Genomic DNA, 17,555 nt, shown 5'->3' on the forward strand with positions numbered 1-17,555 from the left:
GAGGTCGCCGCGATCTGGGGCGTCGCCGAACTGCCGCAGCGCTACGGCCGCGACACCGGCCAGATCGTCGAGGCCGCCGCCAACGGCGAACTGCAGGCGCTGCTGGTCGCCGGCGTGGAGGTCGCGGACCTGCCCGACCCGGCACGCGCGCGTGCCGCACTCGCCGAGGCCGGGTTCGTGGTCTCCCTGGAGCTGCGGCCCAGCGAGGTCACCGAACTCGCCGACGTCGTCCTCCCGGTCGCCGCCGTCGCCGAGAAGGCGGGCACCTTCCTCAACTGGGAGGGCCGCGTCCGGCTGTTCGAGGCGGCGCTCAAGCCCGACCACATGACCCGCCGCATCGCACCCACCGACGCGCGCGTGCTGCAGATGCTGGCCGACGCCATGGACGTTCACCTGGGGCTGCCGGACCTGCGCACCGTGCGCGCCGAACTGAACCGGCTCGGCGCCTGGGACGGGCCGCGCGCCACCGAACCGCTGGAGACGGCGGGCGCGCTGCCCCGGCCGGCCGCCGGGGAGGCGGTGCTCGCCGGGCACCGGCTGCTGCTCGACCAGGGCGTCCTGCAACAGGGCGACGAGGCCCTCACCGGTACCCGGCACGCCGCCCACGCGCGCGTGTCGGCCGCCACGGCCGCCGAGGTCGGCGTCAAGGACGGCGACCTGCTCGCGGTGACCGGCACCGCGGGCACCGTCGAACTGCCGCTGGCCGTCACCGAGATGCCCGACCGCGTGGTGTGGCTCCCGCTCAACTCCGTCGGCGGCGGCGTCGCCTCCGACACGGGGGCGCGGCCCGGCTCCCTCGTCCGCATCGGCCCGGCGACGCTCGCCGGTGAGGCCACCGAGGAGGTGGAGGCATGAGCGCGAACGTCGCCGCCATCAGTCCGTACGTCGCCGCTGAGGACCTCTCGATGTTCGGCCGCGACCCCTGGTGGCTGATCGCCGTCAAGGCGGTGTTCTGCTTCGCCTTCCTGATGGTGACCGTGCTGATCTCCATCGTGATGGAGCGCAAGGTCGTCGCCTGGATGCAGCTGCGCATCGGCCCCAACCGGCACGGCCCCTGGGGCATGCTCCAGTCGCTCGCCGACGGCGTGAAGCTGATGCTCAAGGAAGACGTCGTCGTCAAGCGCGCCGACAAGGCGGTCTACATCCTCGCGCCGATCGTCGCCGCGATCCCGGCCTTCATGGCGTTCGCGGTGATCCCGTTCGGCCCGGCCGGCAACGAGATCTCGATCTTCGGTCAGCGCACCACGATGCAGCTCACCGACCTGCCGATCGCGATGCTGTACATCCTCGCGGTCGCCTCGGTCGGCATCTACGGCATCGTCCTGGCCGGCTGGAGCTCCGGATCCACCTACCCGCTGCTGGGCGGCCTGCGCTCCTGCGCGCAGATGATCTCCTATGAGATCGCCATGGGCGCCGCCTTCGCCTCCGTGTTCCTCTACTCGGGGTCGATGTCGACGTCGGCCATCGTCGAGCAGCAGACCGACCGCTGGTTCATCGTGCTGCTGCCGGTGTCCTTCCTCATCTACGTCGTCACCATGGTCGGCGAGACCAACCGCGCCCCCTTCGACATGCCCGAGTCCGAGGGCGACCTGGTGGGCGGCTTCAACACCGAGTACTCGTCGATCAAGTTCGCGATGTTCATGCTCGCCGAGTACATCAACATGGTGACCGTCTCGGCCGTCGCCGTGACGCTCTTCCTGGGCGGCTGGCGGGCCCCCTGGCCCATCAGCACCTTCTGGGAGGGCGCGAACCACGGCTGGTGGCCGATGCTCTGGTTCACCGGCAAGCTGCTGAGCCTGCTGTTCATGTTCGTCTGGCTGCGCGGCACGCTCCCGCGGGTCCGCTACGACCAGCTGATGAAGCTCGGCTGGAAGGTCCTCATCCCGGTCTCCCTGGTGTGGCTGATGCTCGTCGCCACCGTCCGGGCCCTCAGGAACGAGAACTACGACTTCGCCGACATCGCCCTCTACATCGGCGCCGCCGTGCTCGGCCTGCTGCTGCTCTCCTTCGTCGCCGACATGTTCCGCGCGAAGGCCAAGCAGGCGGAGCAGCCCGCCGAGACCCCGGCCGCGTTCGATCCGACGGCGGGCGGATTCCCCGTACCGCCGCTGCCCGGACAGGAGTTGCCGCCGGTGCCAAGGCGCCGCCCGCGCCGGGAGCGAGAGCTGATTGTCAGTGGTGGGCCCGATACTCACAGTGACGGATCTGTGGGTGGATCTACGGATGGAAAGGAGGCGTCCGATGGCTGAGGAGCCCAAGGAGGCCAGGCCCACGTCGCCTGGTTTCCTGAACCCCGTGGCCGGCTTCGGCGTGACCTTCAAGGCCATGTTCAAGAAGCGGCTGACCGAGCAGTACCCGGAGCAGCAGAAGACCACCGCTCCCCGCTTCCACGGACGGCACCAGCTCAACCGCCATCCGGACGGCCTGGAGAAGTGCGTCGGCTGCGAGCTGTGCGCCTGGGCGTGTCCCGCCGACGCGATCTACGTGGAGGGCGCGGACAACACGGACGAGGAGCGCTACTCGCCCGGCGAGCGGTACGGCCGCGTCTACCAGATCAACTACGCCCGCTGCATCCTGTGCGGACTGTGCATCGAGGCGTGCCCCACGCGCGCGTTGACCATGACCAACGACTTCGAGCTGGCCGACTCCAGCCGGGCGAACCTCATCTACACCAAGGAGCAGCTGCTCGCCGGTCTGGAGGAGGGCATGGTCGAGGCCCCGCACGCCATGTACCCGGGCACCGACGAACAGGACTACTACAAGGGCCTGGTGACCGAGGCCGCGCCCGGCACCGAGCGCCAGGTCCCCCACTCCAAGGGCGAGGTGGTGCAGGAGGCCGACTCCACCTTCGGCCCGGAGGAACCGGCCTCGGAGAAGGTGATCGGGCGATGACCGAGCAGCTCGCCGCCTACTCCACCTCCACCGGAGAGGCCGTCCAGTTCTGGATCCTCGGCACGATCGCGGTGATCGGCGCCCTGTGCACCGTCTTCATGAAGCGGGCCGTGCACAGCGCGCTGTGCCTCGCCGGAACCATGATCATCCTGGCGGTGTTCTACCTCGCCAACGGCGCCTACTTCCTGGGCGTCGTGCAGATCATCGTCTACACCGGCGCGATCATGATGCTGTTCCTGTTCGTGGTGATGCTCGTCGGCGTCACCGCGGCGGACTCCCTGAAGGAGACCATCAAGGGCCAGCGCTGGCTGGCCCTGCTGTGCGGGCTCGGCTTCGGCATCCTGCTGATGGCCGGCATCGGCAACGCCTCGCTCACGGAGTTCAACGGCATCGGCCAGGCCAACGCGAACGGCAACGTGGAGGGCATCGCCGCCCTGCTGTTCACCAAGTACGTCTTCGCCTTCGAGATCACCGGCGCCCTGCTCATCACGGCCGCCGTCGGCGCCATGGTGCTCACCCACCGGGAGCGCACCGAGCGCGCGAAGACCCAGCGCGAGATGGCCGAGCGGCGCGTCCGCGAGGGCACCTACCTGCCGCCGCTGCCCGCCCCGGGTGTGTACGCCCGGCACAACGCCGTCGACATCGCCGGCCTGCTGCCCGACGGCACCCCGTCCGACCTCACCGTCAGCAAGACGCTGCGGGACCGCGGTCAGGTGCGTGACGTGTCGCAGGAGGCGCTCAACGACCTGCGGGCGCTGGAACAGCGCGCGGAGGAGCGCCTGGAGCGCACGGCGGTCGAACCCTTCAAGGGGTTCAAGCGGTCCGAGGAGGCGTCGAAGTGAACCCGGTCAACTACCTCTACCTCGCCGCCCTGCTGTTCACGATCGGCGCCACCGGCGTGCTGATCCGGCGCAACGCGATCGTGGTGTTCATGTGCGTCGAGCTCATGCTCAACGCCTGCAACCTCGCGTTCGTCGCCTTCTCCCGGATGCACGGCAACCTCGACGGCCAGATCATCGCCTTCTTCACGATGGTCGTCGCCGCCGCGGAGGTCGTGGTGGGGCTGGCGATCATCGTGTCCCTGTTCCGTTCCCGCCACTCGGCCTCGGTCGACGACGCCAGCCTGATGAAGTTGTGAGGGGCTGAAACGTGGAGAACCTGATTGCGCTGCTGGTGGCGGCGCCTCTGCTCGGAGCGGCGGTCCTGCTGTGCGGCGGACGCCGGCTGGACGCCGTGGGCCACTGGATCGGCACGCTGCTCGCGGCCGTGTCCTTCGTCCTCGGCGTCGTCCTGTTCACCGACATGCTCGGCAGGGGCGCCGAGGAACGCACGCTCACCCAGCACCTGTTCAGCTGGATCCCCGTCGAGGGCTTCCAGGCCGACGTCGCCTTCCAGCTCGACCAGCTGTCGATGACGTTCGTGCTGCTGATCACCGGCGTCGGCTCGCTGATCCACCTGTACTCCGTCGGGTACATGGAGCACGACGAGCGGCGCCGCCGCTTCTTCGGCTATCTCAACCTGTTCCTCGCGGCGATGCTGCTGCTCGTCCTCGCCGACAACTACCTGCTGCTGTACGTCGGCTGGGAGGGCGTCGGTCTCGCCTCCTACCTGCTGATCGGCTTCTGGCAGCACAAGCCCACCGCCGCCACGGCCGCGAAGAAGGCCTTCCTGGTCAACCGCGTCGGCGACATGGGCCTGTCCATCGCGATCATGCTGATGTTCCTGTGGTTCGGCACCTTCGCCTTCGAGCCGGTGCTCGGCAGCCACGGGGAGGCTGGGCTCGCGGGCGCGGCCGGTGAGGACAAGCTCACCGCGATCGCGCTGATGCTGCTGCTCGCGGCCTGCGGCAAGTCCGCCCAGGTGCCGCTGCAGTCCTGGCTCGGCGACGCCATGGAGGGCCCGACCCCGGTCTCGGCCCTGATCCACGCCGCGACGATGGTGACCGCGGGCGTCTACCTCATCGTCCGCTCGGGCGCGATCTTCAACGGCGCGCCCGACGCGCAGCTCGTCGTCACCATCGTCGGCGCGGTCACGCTGCTGTTCGGTGCGATCGTCGGTTGCGCGAAGGACGACATCAAGAAGGCGCTGGCCGGCTCGACCATGTCGCAGATCGGCTACATGGTGCTCGCCGCGGGCCTCGGCCCCATCGGCTACGTCTTCGCGATCATGCACCTGGTGACGCACGGCTTCTTCAAGGCCGGGCTGTTCCTCGGCGCCGGTTCCGTGATGCACGGCATGAACGACGAGGTCGACATGCGCCGCTACGGCGGCCTCAGGAAGTACATGCCGATCACGTTCATCACCTTCGGCCTCGGCTACCTCGCCATCATCGGCTTCCCGGGCCTGTCCGGCTTCTTCTCCAAGGACAAGATCATCGAGTCGGCGTTCGCCAAGGGCGGCACCGAGGGCTGGATCCTCGGCGCCTGCGCCCTGCTCGGCGCGGCCATCACCGCGTACTACATGACGCGCGTGATGCTGATGACGTTCTTCGGCGAGGAGCGCTGGCGCAACGCCCCGACGCCGTCCCCGGACCGGCCCGATGTGGAGCCCGCCGCCGAGACGCGCGGCGCGGCTGACTCCGGACATGCCGCTGCCGCGGCGGGGCCCCCGCACCCGCACGAGTCGCCGGGCGTCATGACGATCCCGATGATCGTGCTGGCGGTCGGCTCGGTGTTCGGCGGTGCGTTCTTCAGCATCGGCGACCGCTTCGTGCACTGGCTGGAGCCCATCACCGGGCACGACCACGGTCACCCGCCGGTCAGCGCCCTGACGGTGACGATCTCCACCGTCGCCGTGATGGTGATCGGCGTGGCCGTCGCCTGGGCCCAGTACGGGCGCCGTCCGGTGCCGGCCGTCGCCCCGCGCGGGTCGCTGCTCACCCGGGCCGCCCGCCGCGATCTGCTCCAGGACGACTTCAACCACGTGGTTCTGGTGCGCGGCGGCGAACACCTCACCCGCTCGCTGGTGTACGTCGACCACACCCTGGTCGACGGGGTCGTCAACGGCACGGCCGCCTCCATGGGCGGCCTGTCCGGGCGGATGCGCAGGCTGCAGAACGGCTTCGCGCGGTCCTACGCGGTCTCGATGTTCGGCGGCGCGGCGGTCCTGGTCGCCGCGACCCTGCTGATGAGGGCGGTCTGATACCGATGTCCTTTCCTCTGCTGACAGCGACGGCGGCGCTCCCGGCCATCGGGGCGATCGCCACGGCCGCCGTACCGGCCGCGAAGCGCACCGCGGCCAAATGGCTCGCGCTGCTGTTCTCGCTCGCCACGCTGGTGCTCGCGATCGTCGTCCTGGTGCGTTTCGACCCGGGCGGCGAGCGCTACCAGCTCACCGAGTCCCACGCGTGGATCGCCGACTTCGGCGTCCGCTACGAACTGGGCGTGGACGGCATCGCGGTGGCGCTGATCGCGCTGACCGCCCTGCTGATCCCGTTCATCATCCTGGCGGGCTGGCACGACGCCGACCCGCTGGAGACCGGCAGCAGGCGGTGGCGGCCCACCCAGGGCTTCTTCGCGCTGATCCTGGCCGTCGAGGCGATGGTGATCCTCTCCTTCGAGGCCACTGACGTCTTCCTCTTCTACATCTTCTTCGAAGCCATGCTGATCCCGATGTACTTCCTCATCGGCGGCTTCGGGGACCGGGCCCACGAGCACGGCGAGGAGAAGGCGGCCACCCAGCGGTCGTACGCCGCGGTCAAGTTCCTGCTCTACAACCTCGCCGGCGGTCTGATCATGCTGGCCGCGGTGATCGGGCTGTACGTGGTCGCCGGGAACTTCTCGCTCACCGAGATCGCCGAGGCCCGCGCGAGCGGCGAGCTGGACATGGCGACCAGCACCGAACGCTGGCTGTTCCTCGGCTTCTTCTTCGCCTTCGCGGTGAAGGCGCCGCTGTGGCCGCTGCACACCTGGCTGCCCAACGCCATGCAGGAGTCCACCGCGCCGGTCGCCGTGCTCATCACGGCGGTCGTCGACAAGGTGGGCACCTTCGCGATGCTCCGCTTCTGCCTCCAGCTGTTCCCGGAGGCCAGCAAGTGGGCGACGCCCGCGATCCTCGTCCTGGCGCTGATCAGCATCATCTACGGGGCGCTGCTCGCGGTCGGCCAGCGCGACATCAAGCGGCTGATCGCGTACGCGTCGATCTCGCACTTCGGCTTCATCATCATGGGCATCTTCGCGATGACCAGCCAGGGCCAGTCCGGTGCGACGCTCTACATGGTCAACCACGGCATCTCGACGGCCGTGCTGATGCTGATCGCCGGCTTCCTGATCTCGCGGCGCGGCTCGCGGCTCATCGCCGACTACGGCGGAGTGCAGAAGGTCGCCCCGGTGCTCGCCGGCACCTTCCTGATCGGCGGCCTGGCGACGCTCTCGCTGCCGGGACTGGCGCCTTTCGTGAGTGAGTTCCTGGTCCTGGTCGGCACGTTCACGCGCTACCCGGTGATCGGCATCATCGCCACCTTCGGCATCGTCCTCGCCGCGCTCTACACCCTCGTCCTCTACCAGCGGACTATGACGGGCCCGGTGAAGCCCGAGGTCGCGGCGATGCCCGACCTGAGGGTGCGGGAGATCGCGGTGGTGGCGCCGCTGGTGGTGCTGCTGATCTTCCTGGGCGTCTACCCGAAGCCCGTCACGGACATCGTGAACCCGGCGGTGAAGCAGACCATGTCCGACGTCCAAGAAAAGGACCCCCGGCCCGAGGTGGAGGCGGCCAAGTGAGCGCAACAGCCGTCCACAGCCTGTGGACAACGGCGGTAACCGCGGCCGATCCGATCTCGAAGATCGACGCGCCGAAGATCGAGTACGGGCAGCTCGCGCCCACGCTCATCGTCGTCGGCGCGGCGATCGTCGGGGTGCTGATCGAGGCGGCCGTACCACGCAAGTCCCGCTACTACGCACAGATGTTCGTCGCCGTCGTGTCGCTCGCCGCCGCGTTCGCCGCGGTGGTGGCGCTCGCGGCCGACGGATACGGCACGACCAAGGCGGGCATCGCCGCGATGGGCGCCATCGCCGTCGACGGACCGGCCCTGTTCCTGCAGGGCACGATCCTGCTGACGGCCCTGGTCGGCCTGTTCACCTTCGCCGAGCGGCGGCTCGACCCGGAGACGCACGGCAACCGGGTCGACTCCTTCGCGGCGCAGGCCGCGTCCGTGCCGGGCAGCGACAGCGAGAAGAGGGCGGTCAAGGCCGGCTTCACCACCACCGAGGTGTTTCCGCTGCTGATGTTCGCGGTCGCGGGCATGCTGATCTTCCCGGCGGCCAACGACCTGCTGACGCTGTTCGTGGCGCTGGAGGTCTTCTCCCTGCCGCTCTACCTGCTGTGCGCGCTGGCCCGCCGCAAGCGGCTGATGTCGCAGGAGGCCGCGGTCAAGTACTTCCTGCTCGGCGCGTTCGCCTCCGCGTTCACCCTGTTCGGCATCGCCCTGCTGTACGGCTACTCCGGCTCGATGTCGTACGCCACGATCGCGCAGGTCGTCGACGGCACCGTGCAGGACATCACCCCGGCGCTCGCCGGCACCATGGGCAACGACGCGCTGCTGCTGGTGGGCGCCGCGCTGCTGGTGATGGGTCTGCTGTTCAAGGTCGGCGCCGTCCCGTTCCACATGTGGACGCCGGACGTGTACCAGGGCGCGCCGACGCCGGTGACCGGTTTCATGGCGGCGGCGACGAAGGTCGCGGCGTTCGGTGCGCTGCTGCGCGTGCTGTACGTCGTCCTGCCGGGCCTGCGCTGGGACTGGCGGCCGGTGATGTGGGCGGTGGCGATCGTCACCATGCTGGGCGGTGCCATCGTCGCGATCACCCAGACCGACATCAAGCGGCTGCTGGCGTACTCGTCGATCGCGCACGCGGGCTTCATCCTCGCCGGTGTGATCGCGACGACGCCGGACGGTGTCTCGTCGGTCCTGTTCTATCTGGCCGCGTACTCGTTCGTGACGGTCGGCGCGTTCGCCGTCGTCACGCTGGTGCGGGACGCGGGCGGTGAGGCGACGCACCTGTCGAAGTGGGCGGGGCTCGGGCGCCGGTCCCCGCTGGTCGCGGCGGTGTTCGCGGTGTTCCTGCTGGCCTTCGCGGGCATTCCGCTGACCTCCGGGTTCGCGGGCAAGTTCGCCGTGTTCAAGGCGGCGGCGGAGGGCGGCGCGGCGCCGCTGGTCGTGGTCGGTGTGATCTCGTCGGCGATCGCGGCGTTCTTCTACATCCGCGTGATCGTGCTGATGTTCTTCAGCGAGCCGCGGCCCGAGGGACCGACGGTCGCGGTGCCGTCGCCGCTGACCATGACGGCGATCGCGGTGGGTGTCGCCGTGACGGTGGTGCTGGGCGTGGCCCCGCAGTACTTCCTGGAGCTGGCGGGGGACGCGGGGGTGTTCGTGCGCTGACGTCCGGCGTTGTCGGGAGCGGCCCGGTCCTCGCTTGTTGCGGGGTCCGGGCCGCTGTCGTTCACACGTTCGGGTGGGGCCTGTGGATAACTCAAGGGCTGTCGGTGCGGGCCCCTATCGTGGACGCAGTGGTCGAGGAACGGCAGACGGCCCAGGGACGACGTACGGGGGACAGGACGATGGGTGGGACGGGCGGTGTCGCCGACATGGCAGTGACGCGGAGTGAGGCGCTGGCGGCGCTCCACCGGGTGTTCGGGTACGAGGCCTTCCGGGGTGAGCAGGAGGCCGTCGTCGAGCACGTGGTGGCCGGCGGCGACGCGGTCGTCCTCATGCCGACCGGCGCCGGCAAGTCGCTGTGCTACCAGATCCCCTCCCTGGTCAGACCGGGCACGGGCATCGTCGTCTCCCCGCTGATCGCGCTGATGCACGACCAGGTGACCGCGCTGCGGGCGCTGGGCGTGCGGGCCGGGTTCATGAACTCCACACAGGACTTCGACGAGCGGCGCGTCGTCGAGGCGGAGTTCCTGGCGGGCGAGCTGGACCTGCTGTATCTCGCGCCGGAGCGGCTGCGGCTCGACGCCACGCTGGATCTCCTCTCGCGCGGGAAGATCTCCCTCTTCGCCATCGACGAGGCGCACTGCGTGTCCCAGTGGGGCCACGACTTCCGGCCCGACTACCTGACGCTGTCCCTGCTCGGCGAGCGCTGGCCGGACGTGCCGCGGATCGCGCTGACGGCGACGGCCACGCGGGCCACGCACCGGGAGATCACCGAGCGGCTCGGTCTCCAGGGCGCCCGGCACTTCGTGGCGAGCTTCGACCGGCCCAACATCCAGTACCGGATCGTGCCGAAGGCGGATGCGAAGAAGCAGCTGCTGAGCTTCCTGCGCGAGGAGCACGCGGGCGACGCGGGCATCGTGTACTGCCTGTCGCGCAACTCCGTGGAGAAGACCGCCGAGTTCCTCACCCGCAACGGCATCGAGGCGGTGCCGTACCACGCGGGACTGGACGCGGGGACGCGCGCCGCGCACCAGGCGCGGTTCCTGCGGGAGGAGGGGCTGGTCGTGGTCGCGACGATCGCCTTCGGCATGGGCATCGACAAGCCGGACGTCCGCTTCGTCGCCCACCTCGACCTGCCCAAGTCCGTCGAGGGCTACTACCAGGAGACAGGGCGTGCCGGGCGCGACGGGCTGCCGTCCACGGCCTGGATGGCGTACGGGCTCAACGACGTCATACAGCAGCGCAAGCTGATCCAGATGGGCGAGGGCGACGAGGCCTACCGGCGCCGGGCCAACCAGCACCTGGACGCGATGCTCGCCCTGTGCGAGACCGCGCAGTGCCGGCGCGCCCAGCTCCTCGCCTACTTCGGCCAGGACCCCGACTCCTCCGCCTGCGGCAACTGCGACACCTGTCTCACCCCGCCGGAGACCTGGGACGGCACCATCGCCGCGCAGAAGGTGCTGTCCACGGTCGTGCGGCTGCAGCGGGAGCGCGGGCAGAAGTTCGGCGCCGTGCAGATCGTCGACATCCTGCTGGGCAAGCGGACCGCCAAGGTCATCCAGTTCGACCACGACCAGCTGTCGGTGTTCGGGATCGGCCAGGAGCTGAGCGAGGCGGAGTGGCGGGGCGTCGTCCGGCAGCTGCTGGCGCAGGGGCTGCTCGCGGTCGAGGGCGAGTACGGCACGCTGGTGCTGACCGAGGCCAGCGGGGCGGTGCTGCGCAGAGAGCGGGACGTGCCGCTGCGGAAGGAGCCGAAGAAGCCGGCCGGCTCGCGGGCGGCGGGATCGGGGGCGTCGGGTTCCGGGCGCGGGGAGCGCAAGGCCAAGGCGGCCGCGGCCGAGCTGCCCGAGTCGCTCGTGCCGGCCTTCGAGGCGCTGCGGGCCTGGCGTGCGGAACAGGCCCGGGAGCAGGGCGTACCCGCGTACGTGATCTTCCACGACGCCACGCTCCGGGAGATCGCGACGGTGTGGCCGACCTCGGTGCGGGAGCTCGGCGGCATCAGCGGCGTGGGCGAGAAGAAGCTGGCGACGTACGGGGAGGGCGTGCTGGCGGTGCTGGCGGGCCTGGGCAGACCTTCAGAGGAAGCGGCGGGACAGCCTGCGCCGGACGGTGAGGCGCCGGGTCGGCCCGGAGAGGGCGCCGACGGCTGGCCGGCGGACGAGGAGCCGGAACCCGAGCCGGATTGGTGAGCTGACCGGCCCCGGGCGTAGGAAGCCCGCCGGGGTCGTTATGGCAGGGCGGTGAGGCCCGGGGCGAAGGTGATCAGCAGGGGCAGCAAGGGGACCAGGGCCGCCGCGGTCGTCGTCAGGGCGCGGTGGTGGCGGTCGAGGCGGGGCGGGGGCTCCAGCAGGCGGTCGACGCGCTCGCCGAGCAGGCGGTGGCTGGAGGCGCAGGACAGCACGCCGCGGTGCTGGTTCAGCTCGATGAGTGCCAGCGCCGTGGTCAGGTGGCCGCAGCGGCGGGAGGCGGTGTCGTCGGCGGCCAGTTCGACCAGGCGGTGGGTCTGGTCGCAGAAATGGGCGAACAGCGGGATACGGGGGAAACCGGTGGCCAGTGCGGTGGACAGGTGCAGCAGCCAGTCGTGGCGGGCGCGGGCGTGCCCGCGTTCATGGGTGAGGACCGCGTCGAGCTGGTGGTCGGTGAGGCGGTGCAGGGCACCGGTGGTGACGATCAGCTGGGGCGGGTGGCCCGGCATCCACCAGGCGTCCGGGTACTCGTCCTCCAGCACCAGCAGCGGACCGCGCGCGGCGGGGAGACCGGCCGGCAGATCGGGGGCGCGCTCGCGCAGATGCGCCCGTGCCTGCGCCCGGCGCCGGCGGGCCTCGACCAGCTCACGTCCGAGCATCGCGGTCGTCCAGGCGGCACCGCACGCCAGCAGCACGGTCAGCACGGTCGCCCACGGCGAGGCGGCGGACAGATCGTAGGCGGCGGTCACGGCGGGCGGGGCCGGGGCGAACAACTGGGCGCGGACGGTGCCGAAGACGGCGGCGGCACCCAAGGCGAGCGCGGTCACACAGCACAGCAGCACGGTGGCGACGAGGCACTGCCACACCCACAGGGCCACCACCGGCTCCCGTTCCGGCCACTTCGCCCGTGTCAGCGCACGGGGGACGGGCACGGCGGCCGTCACGGCGACCACGCTCAGCAGGAGCAGGCAGACGGTCATGCCACGGGCTCCGGATCTCGTCGGAAGGGCGGCTTCGGGTCGTGCGGGGCGTGCGAGTCGCACGGGCCCGTACCAGCCCGTATCCACACGTCGGTGGACGGGGCGTACGGGTCGTACGGGGTCGTGCGTGGGGTGAGCGGGTGTCGTGTGCGGACGCGGCACACCGCCCGACGCCCAGTATGACGGCGCGGGGCGGTGTGAGGCAGGGGTCGGCCGAGATCCTGGTGGGAACCCGGCCGTGCGGTCGGGGCGGTGTGATCAGGGCGTGGGGACCACCCGGCCGGTGACCTCGCCGAGGCCCACGCGGACTCCGTCCGGGCCGGGCGCCCAGGCGGAGAGGGTCACCACGTCGCCGTCCTCCAGGAACGTGCGCTTGCCGTCGGGCAGTTCGAGCGGGTCGCGGCCGTTCCAGGTCAGCTCCAGCAGGGAGCCGCGTTCCCGTTCGGCGGGGCCGCTCACCGTGCCGGAGCCGTAGAGGTCGCCGGTGCGCAGGGAGGCGCCGTTGACCGTCATGTGGGCGAGCTGCTGGGCGGCCGTCCAGTACATGGTGGAGAAGGGAGGCTCGGACACGACATGACCGTTGACGCTGACGGAGATCCGCAGGTCGTAGCCGCCGGGTTCCTCGTCCGCGTCGTCCAGGTACGGCAGCAGCTCGTGGGTGCGCTCCGGCGGCGCCACCCGGGCCGCGTCCAGGGCGTCCAGCGGGGTGATCCACGCCGACACCGAGGTGGCGAAGGACTTGCCGAGGAACGGGCCGAGGGGCACGTACTCCCAGGCCTGGATGTCCCGCGCGGACCAGTCGTTGAGCAGGCACAGCCCGAAGACGTGGTCGCGGAAGTCGCCGAGCGGCACCGGCCGGCCCATCTCGGACGGCACACCGACCACGAACCCGACCTCGGCCTCGATGTCCAGCCGGACGGACGGGCCGAACACCGGCGCGGGGTCGGACGGCGCCTTGCGCTGGCCCGCGGGGCGCACGACGTCGGTGCCGGAGACCACGACCGTGCCGGAGCGGCCGTGGTAGCCGATCGGCAGGTGCTTCCAGTTGGGCGTCAGCGAGTCGGGCGCGTCGGGGCGGAACATGCGGCCGACGTTCCGGGCGTGGTTCTCCGATGCGTAGAAGTCGACGTAGTCCGCGACCTCGAAAGGCAGGTGCAGGGTGACCTCGGACAGCGGGTGGAACAGCGGCTCGACGGTCTCGCGGTGCGCCGGGACGGTCACCCAGGCCGTGAGCGCCCTGCGCACGTCCGACCAGGCCGTGCGGCCCGCCGCCAGCAGCGGGTTGAGCGTCGGGCGGGCGAGCAGGGAGGCGTACGGGGAGCCGAGGGCGTGCGCCGCCGCGCCGGCGTCGAGGACATGGTCGCCGAGCCGGACTCCCACGGTCCGCTCCGACGAGCCGGGGGGCGAGAACACGCCGTACGGCAGGTTGTGCGGGCCGAAGGGATCGCCCTCGGGGACATCGAAGGGGGGCATCGGGTGCTGCCTCACTTTCGTCTGCGCAGGTGCTCCACGAGACCGTGGCCGTGCCACACGTTACGGGTGCCACCGCGGTCTTGGGCAGAGCCGGTGTGGTGGCGCGGGGGCGCACGGGGCTGCTGAGCAGGGCGGACGGGTACGCCGGGGTACGTGCCCGGCTTCCCCTTGCGTACCGGAAGTTATCCACAGCATGGGATGCAATCTTGACGGAGCGGTGCGAACGGGGCGACTCTGGGCAGGTGCCGGAAGGCCTCGGGGAGGGGGCGGTTCCGAAGGCACACCAGGGGGGCGGATGGCCATCGGTGAGGCCCGTCCGGGCTCCGCGCGGTCTGGCTCGCGGCCGAACAGGCTGGCACGGCTGGAAGAGACCATGCGCGGCCGGCTCGGCCGGGAATGTGTGTACGTGCCGTCATGCAGGTTCGGGCTGTACGTGGCGTTGCGCCACTGGTGCCCGCCGGGCGGCCGGGTGCTGATGTCGCCGGTCAACGACGACGTCATCTTCTTCGTGGTGCTCGCGGCCGGACTGCGCCCGGTGCAGGCGCCGCTGAACCCGCTGGACGCCTCCATCGACATCGATGCCGTGCCCGAGGAGGTGTGGGGCTCGCTGTCGGCCGTCCTGACCACCAATCTGTACGGCAATCCGGACCCGGCGCCCGAACTGAGGGCGCGGTGCGACGCGTTGGGGATCCCGCTGTTCGAGGACGCGGCGCACGCCATCGGCAGCGAGGTCGGTGGCCGGCCGGTCGGGGCGTGGGGGAACGCCTCCGTGTTCAGCCTGTCCAAGCACGCCGGCGCCCAGGCGGGCGGCATCCTCGCCTTCGCCGCCCCGGAGCGCTCCGAGGCACTCCGGGCGGCCTGCGCGGACCTGCTCGCCCCGCGCCGGACCACCGCCGAACTCGCCTACGCCGTACGCCCCTACGCGGAGGCGGCCGTGCGGAGACTGGGGCTGCGGCGGGCCGCCTGGGCCACCCTGCGGCTGCTCGGCCTGACGGAACGCGAGGACATCCGTATGCCGCTGCGGCCGCGGGAACTGGCCGCTGCCGCCGGTGCGGCCCCGGATCTGACGGCGTACGACCCCTGGGTGCGCGTCGACATGCACGACTACCGGCTGACGTCCGGCTCCCTGCGGCTGCGGCGGATCGGGCGCAGGCTGGAGCGGCTGGACGAGGTGCTGGCCGCGGCGAGGGAGGGCACGGAGCTGCTGCTGTCGACACCGTGGGCGCTGCGGCGCGAGGGCAGCGCGGTGCAACCGCTGTTCCGGGTGCCGTTGCTGGTGGCGGACCGGGACGCGGCGATGGCGGCGCTGGCGCGGCGCGGCATCGTCGTCGGCTATCTCTACGATCCGCCGCTGGACGACTACGCGGGGGAGGAGTTCACCGACCTCTCGCCCGCGCCGGAGGCGGCACGCTGGTTCGCGCGGCACGCGCTGCCCGTGGATCCGCTGCGGGCGCGGGAGGCTGTGGAGGCGCTGGAGCGGGCCGGGGTGCGGCCCGCGGAGCCGCCGGTGCACCGCACGCGGGAGCCGGGCGGTTCGAGTCCGGGCGACTCGGCTTCGGGGCCGCGCGGATCGGTGCCTGGCGGATCGGTGCCTGGTGGTTCGGTGCCGGGCGGCGAGGAGAGCGGGCCGGATCGGGAGCCGGGGCCGGAGTCGGAGTCGGGGCCGGAGCCGGAGTCGGGGCCGGAGTCGGAGTCGGGACCGTCTCGTGGCTGAGACCCAGGTGCATGAGCGGGCCGCGGTGCGCGACGCCGGCGGTGGGCAGCGGCCTGCCGGGAGCGGATCCGGCTCCGACTCCCTGTTCAAGAACGCCTACTTCCTCATGCTCAGCACGGGCGTGTCCGCCGTGCTCGGTCTCGGCTTCTGGCTGGTGGCCGCGCGCTACTACTCCGAGGACGCCGTCGGTCAGGGCTCCGCCGCGATCGCCGCGATGCGGCTGCTCGCCAGCATCACGGCGACCACGATGATCGGCGCGGTGGTGCGTTTCGTACCGCGCGCGGGCCGCGAGACCGGGCGTCTGGTGTGGGGGGTGTACGGGGCGAGTTCCGTGGTCGTCGCCCTGGCGGCCGGGGTCTTCCTGCTGACCCTCGACCAGTGGGGCGCGTCCTACGCGCCGCTCGGCACGCCGCTGGCGGGCGCGCTGTTCGTCGCCGCGTGCGTGGCGTGGGCGCTGCTCACGCTCCAGGACGGGGTGCTGACGGGGCTGCGCAAGGCGGAGTGGGTGCCGGCGGGCAACGCGGTGTTCTCCGTGGGGAAGCTGGTTCTGCTCGCGGTGTTCGCGAGTGCGCTGCCGGTGCTGGGCATCTTCGTGTCCTGGGCCGTGGCGATCGCCTTCTCCACGCTCCCGCTCGGCTGGCTGATCTTCCGCAGACTCATTCCGCGCCAGGCCGCCGCCGACCGCGACCTCGAACCGCCCCGGCTGCGCGACATGGGGCGCTTCCTCGCGGGGGACTCACTCGGTGCGCTGTTCAGCCTGGCGATGATCAATCTGCTGCCGGTGATGGTCGCGGTCCGCTTCAGCGCCGCCGAGAACGGCTACTTCTACGTGGCGTACACCGTGGGCGGCACGATGGAGTTCATGGCCATCAACATGGCCTCCTCCCTCACCGCCCACGCCTCGCACGACCCGCGCCAGCTCGCCGACGGGGTGCGGGGGGCGCTGCGCCGGATGACGCTGCTGCTGGTGCCGGTGGTGCTGGTCCTCGTCGTGTTCGCGCCGCAGATCCTCACACCGTTCAGCCCGGACTACGCCGAGCACGGCTCGACGGTGCTGCGGCTGCTCGCGCTGGGGGCGCTGCCCCGGGTCGTGGTGGAGCTGTACATCGGAGTGCTGCGCGTGCAGGGGCGCACGGGCGTGCTGGCGGCGCTGCAAGGGGCCATGTGCGTGCTGGTGCTGGGTAGCGCGGCCGTGCTGTTCACCCCGGCGGGGATCTCCGGGGCCGGGTGGGCGGTGCTGAGCAGCATGACGCTGATCGCCGTCGTCTCGGTGTTCGGCCTGCGCGCCGCGCTGCGCGAACGCCCCGGTGAGCAGCCCGAAGGCCCCGCCGCCCCCGCCTACGGCACCCGCTGGGCCAAGCTCAACGCCACCGCCGGGTACGGCACGGGATGGGCCCGCCGGGCCGCGTACGAGGACGCGGACACGGAGAAGGACCCCGAGGACACGGTCACGCTGATCATCGGCCACCCCGGGTACGAGCGCGAGGCCCTCCAGCCGGACACGGTGGCGTTCATCGTGCGGCCGCATGCGTCGGTCGGGCAGGAGACGAGCGGTGCGCGGGAGCAGGTGCCGCGGGAGACGCCGCGGGCGGGGGAGGAGCAGAAGCCGACCGGGGACAACACGCCCGGGCCGGAGGACGAGCGTCCACTGCCCCGGGAGCGGGAGCTTCGGGCGGGGGACGAGGAGCCCGAGCTGCTCGATGAGCGTCCGTCGCTCCCGGGCACAGACGGTGCGCGGGACGAGGATCCCGGGGGCAGGGACAGTGACAGTGACGCCGACGGTGAGCGCCCGGACCTGTCTCCTGAGGCCGACGAGCAGCAGGCCGATGGGCAGCGCTCGCCCTGGGACGTCGTATTGCCGGCCGGGCGTCCCGCATGGAGCTCCGACCTCCCGTCTGGCGGGTCCGGGTGGGAGCGGCGAGGATCCACGGAAGTCAGCA

The 17,555-nt window shown here is 71.3% G+C and carries 13 protein-coding genes; 11 read left to right on the plus strand and 2 right to left on the minus strand.

What is annotated here, in order from left to right; genetic code table 11:
* The 9 genes from N4P33_RS20430 to recQ all read left to right on the plus strand — a co-directional run.
* Positions 1–855: molybdopterin-dependent oxidoreductase (locus N4P33_RS20430; protein WP_260828091.1), on the plus strand; the 855-nt coding region annotated here is incomplete at its 5' end.
* A 17-nt stretch (positions 856–872) separates the two neighbouring features.
* On the plus strand, positions 873–2,249 hold the full coding sequence (gene nuoH, locus N4P33_RS20435) for an NADH-quinone oxidoreductase subunit NuoH (RefSeq protein ID WP_260828102.1): 1,377 nt from the start codon (positions 873–875) through the stop codon (positions 2,247–2,249).
* Complete coding sequence (gene nuoI / locus N4P33_RS20440) at positions 2,242–2,892, plus strand: NADH-quinone oxidoreductase subunit NuoI (protein WP_260828092.1); 651 nt, start codon at positions 2,242–2,244, stop codon at positions 2,890–2,892. Before nuoH ends, nuoI begins: the two co-directional genes overlap by 8 nt.
* Positions 2,889–3,734 (plus strand): NADH-quinone oxidoreductase subunit J, encoded by an 846-nt coding sequence (locus tag N4P33_RS20445; RefSeq protein WP_260828093.1) that lies wholly within the window; start codon positions 2,889–2,891, stop codon positions 3,732–3,734. Before nuoI ends, N4P33_RS20445 begins: the two co-directional genes overlap by 4 nt.
* Entirely contained in the window at positions 3,731–4,030 is a 300-nt protein-coding gene (gene nuoK / locus N4P33_RS20450; RefSeq protein ID WP_004927567.1) for an NADH-quinone oxidoreductase subunit NuoK, read from the plus strand. Before N4P33_RS20445 ends, nuoK begins: the two co-directional genes overlap by 4 nt.
* Positions 4,031–4,041: 11 nt before the next feature.
* On the plus strand, positions 4,042–6,033 hold the full coding sequence (gene nuoL / locus N4P33_RS20455) for an NADH-quinone oxidoreductase subunit L (RefSeq protein ID WP_260828094.1): 1,992 nt from the start codon (positions 4,042–4,044) through the stop codon (positions 6,031–6,033).
* 5 nt (positions 6,034–6,038) lie between these two features.
* Entirely contained in the window at positions 6,039–7,610 is a 1,572-nt protein-coding gene (locus N4P33_RS20460; RefSeq protein WP_260828095.1) for an NADH-quinone oxidoreductase subunit M, read from the plus strand.
* Positions 7,607–9,265, plus strand: coding sequence for an NADH-quinone oxidoreductase subunit NuoN (gene nuoN / locus N4P33_RS20465; protein WP_260828096.1), 1,659 nt, complete (start codon positions 7,607–7,609; stop codon positions 9,263–9,265). The genes N4P33_RS20460 and nuoN overlap by 4 nt, the downstream gene beginning before the upstream one ends.
* Before the next feature lie 179 nt (positions 9,266–9,444).
* Positions 9,445–11,451 carry a DNA helicase RecQ gene (gene recQ, locus N4P33_RS20470; RefSeq protein WP_260828097.1) on the plus strand — a complete coding sequence of 669 codons (2,007 nt, stop codon included), beginning with the start codon at positions 9,445–9,447 and terminating at the stop codon, positions 11,449–11,451.
* A gap of 38 nt (positions 11,452–11,489) precedes the next feature.
* Here recQ and N4P33_RS20475 read toward each other — a convergent pair whose 3' ends face one another.
* Both N4P33_RS20475 and fahA read right to left on the minus strand, forming a co-directional pair.
* Positions 11,490–12,428 (minus strand): M56 family metallopeptidase, encoded by a 939-nt coding sequence (locus tag N4P33_RS20475; RefSeq protein ID WP_260828098.1) that lies wholly within the window; start codon positions 12,426–12,428, stop codon positions 11,490–11,492.
* A gap of 258 nt (positions 12,429–12,686) precedes the next feature.
* The gene (fahA, locus tag N4P33_RS20480; protein WP_260828099.1) at positions 12,687–13,901 is read right to left on the minus strand and encodes a fumarylacetoacetase; all 1,215 of its coding nucleotides are present in this window, start codon (positions 13,899–13,901) and stop codon (positions 12,687–12,689) included.
* Between the two features lie 295 nt (positions 13,902–14,196).
* Between fahA and N4P33_RS20485 the strand changes: the two genes are divergently transcribed.
* Together N4P33_RS20485 and N4P33_RS20490 are read left to right on the plus strand one after the other, a co-directional pair.
* The gene (locus tag N4P33_RS20485) at positions 14,197–15,615 is read left to right on the plus strand and encodes a DegT/DnrJ/EryC1/StrS family aminotransferase (RefSeq protein ID WP_260828100.1); all 1,419 of its coding nucleotides are present in this window, start codon (positions 14,197–14,199) and stop codon (positions 15,613–15,615) included.
* On the plus strand, positions 15,608–17,555 hold a 1,948-nt coding region (locus N4P33_RS20490), incomplete at its 3' end, for a lipopolysaccharide biosynthesis protein (RefSeq protein ID WP_260828101.1). The genes N4P33_RS20485 and N4P33_RS20490, both read left to right, overlap by 8 nt.

The sequence above is a fragment of the Streptomyces sp. 15-116A genome (assembly GCF_025290915.1).
Taxonomy (GTDB): Bacteria; Actinomycetota; Actinomycetes; order Streptomycetales; family Streptomycetaceae; genus Streptomyces.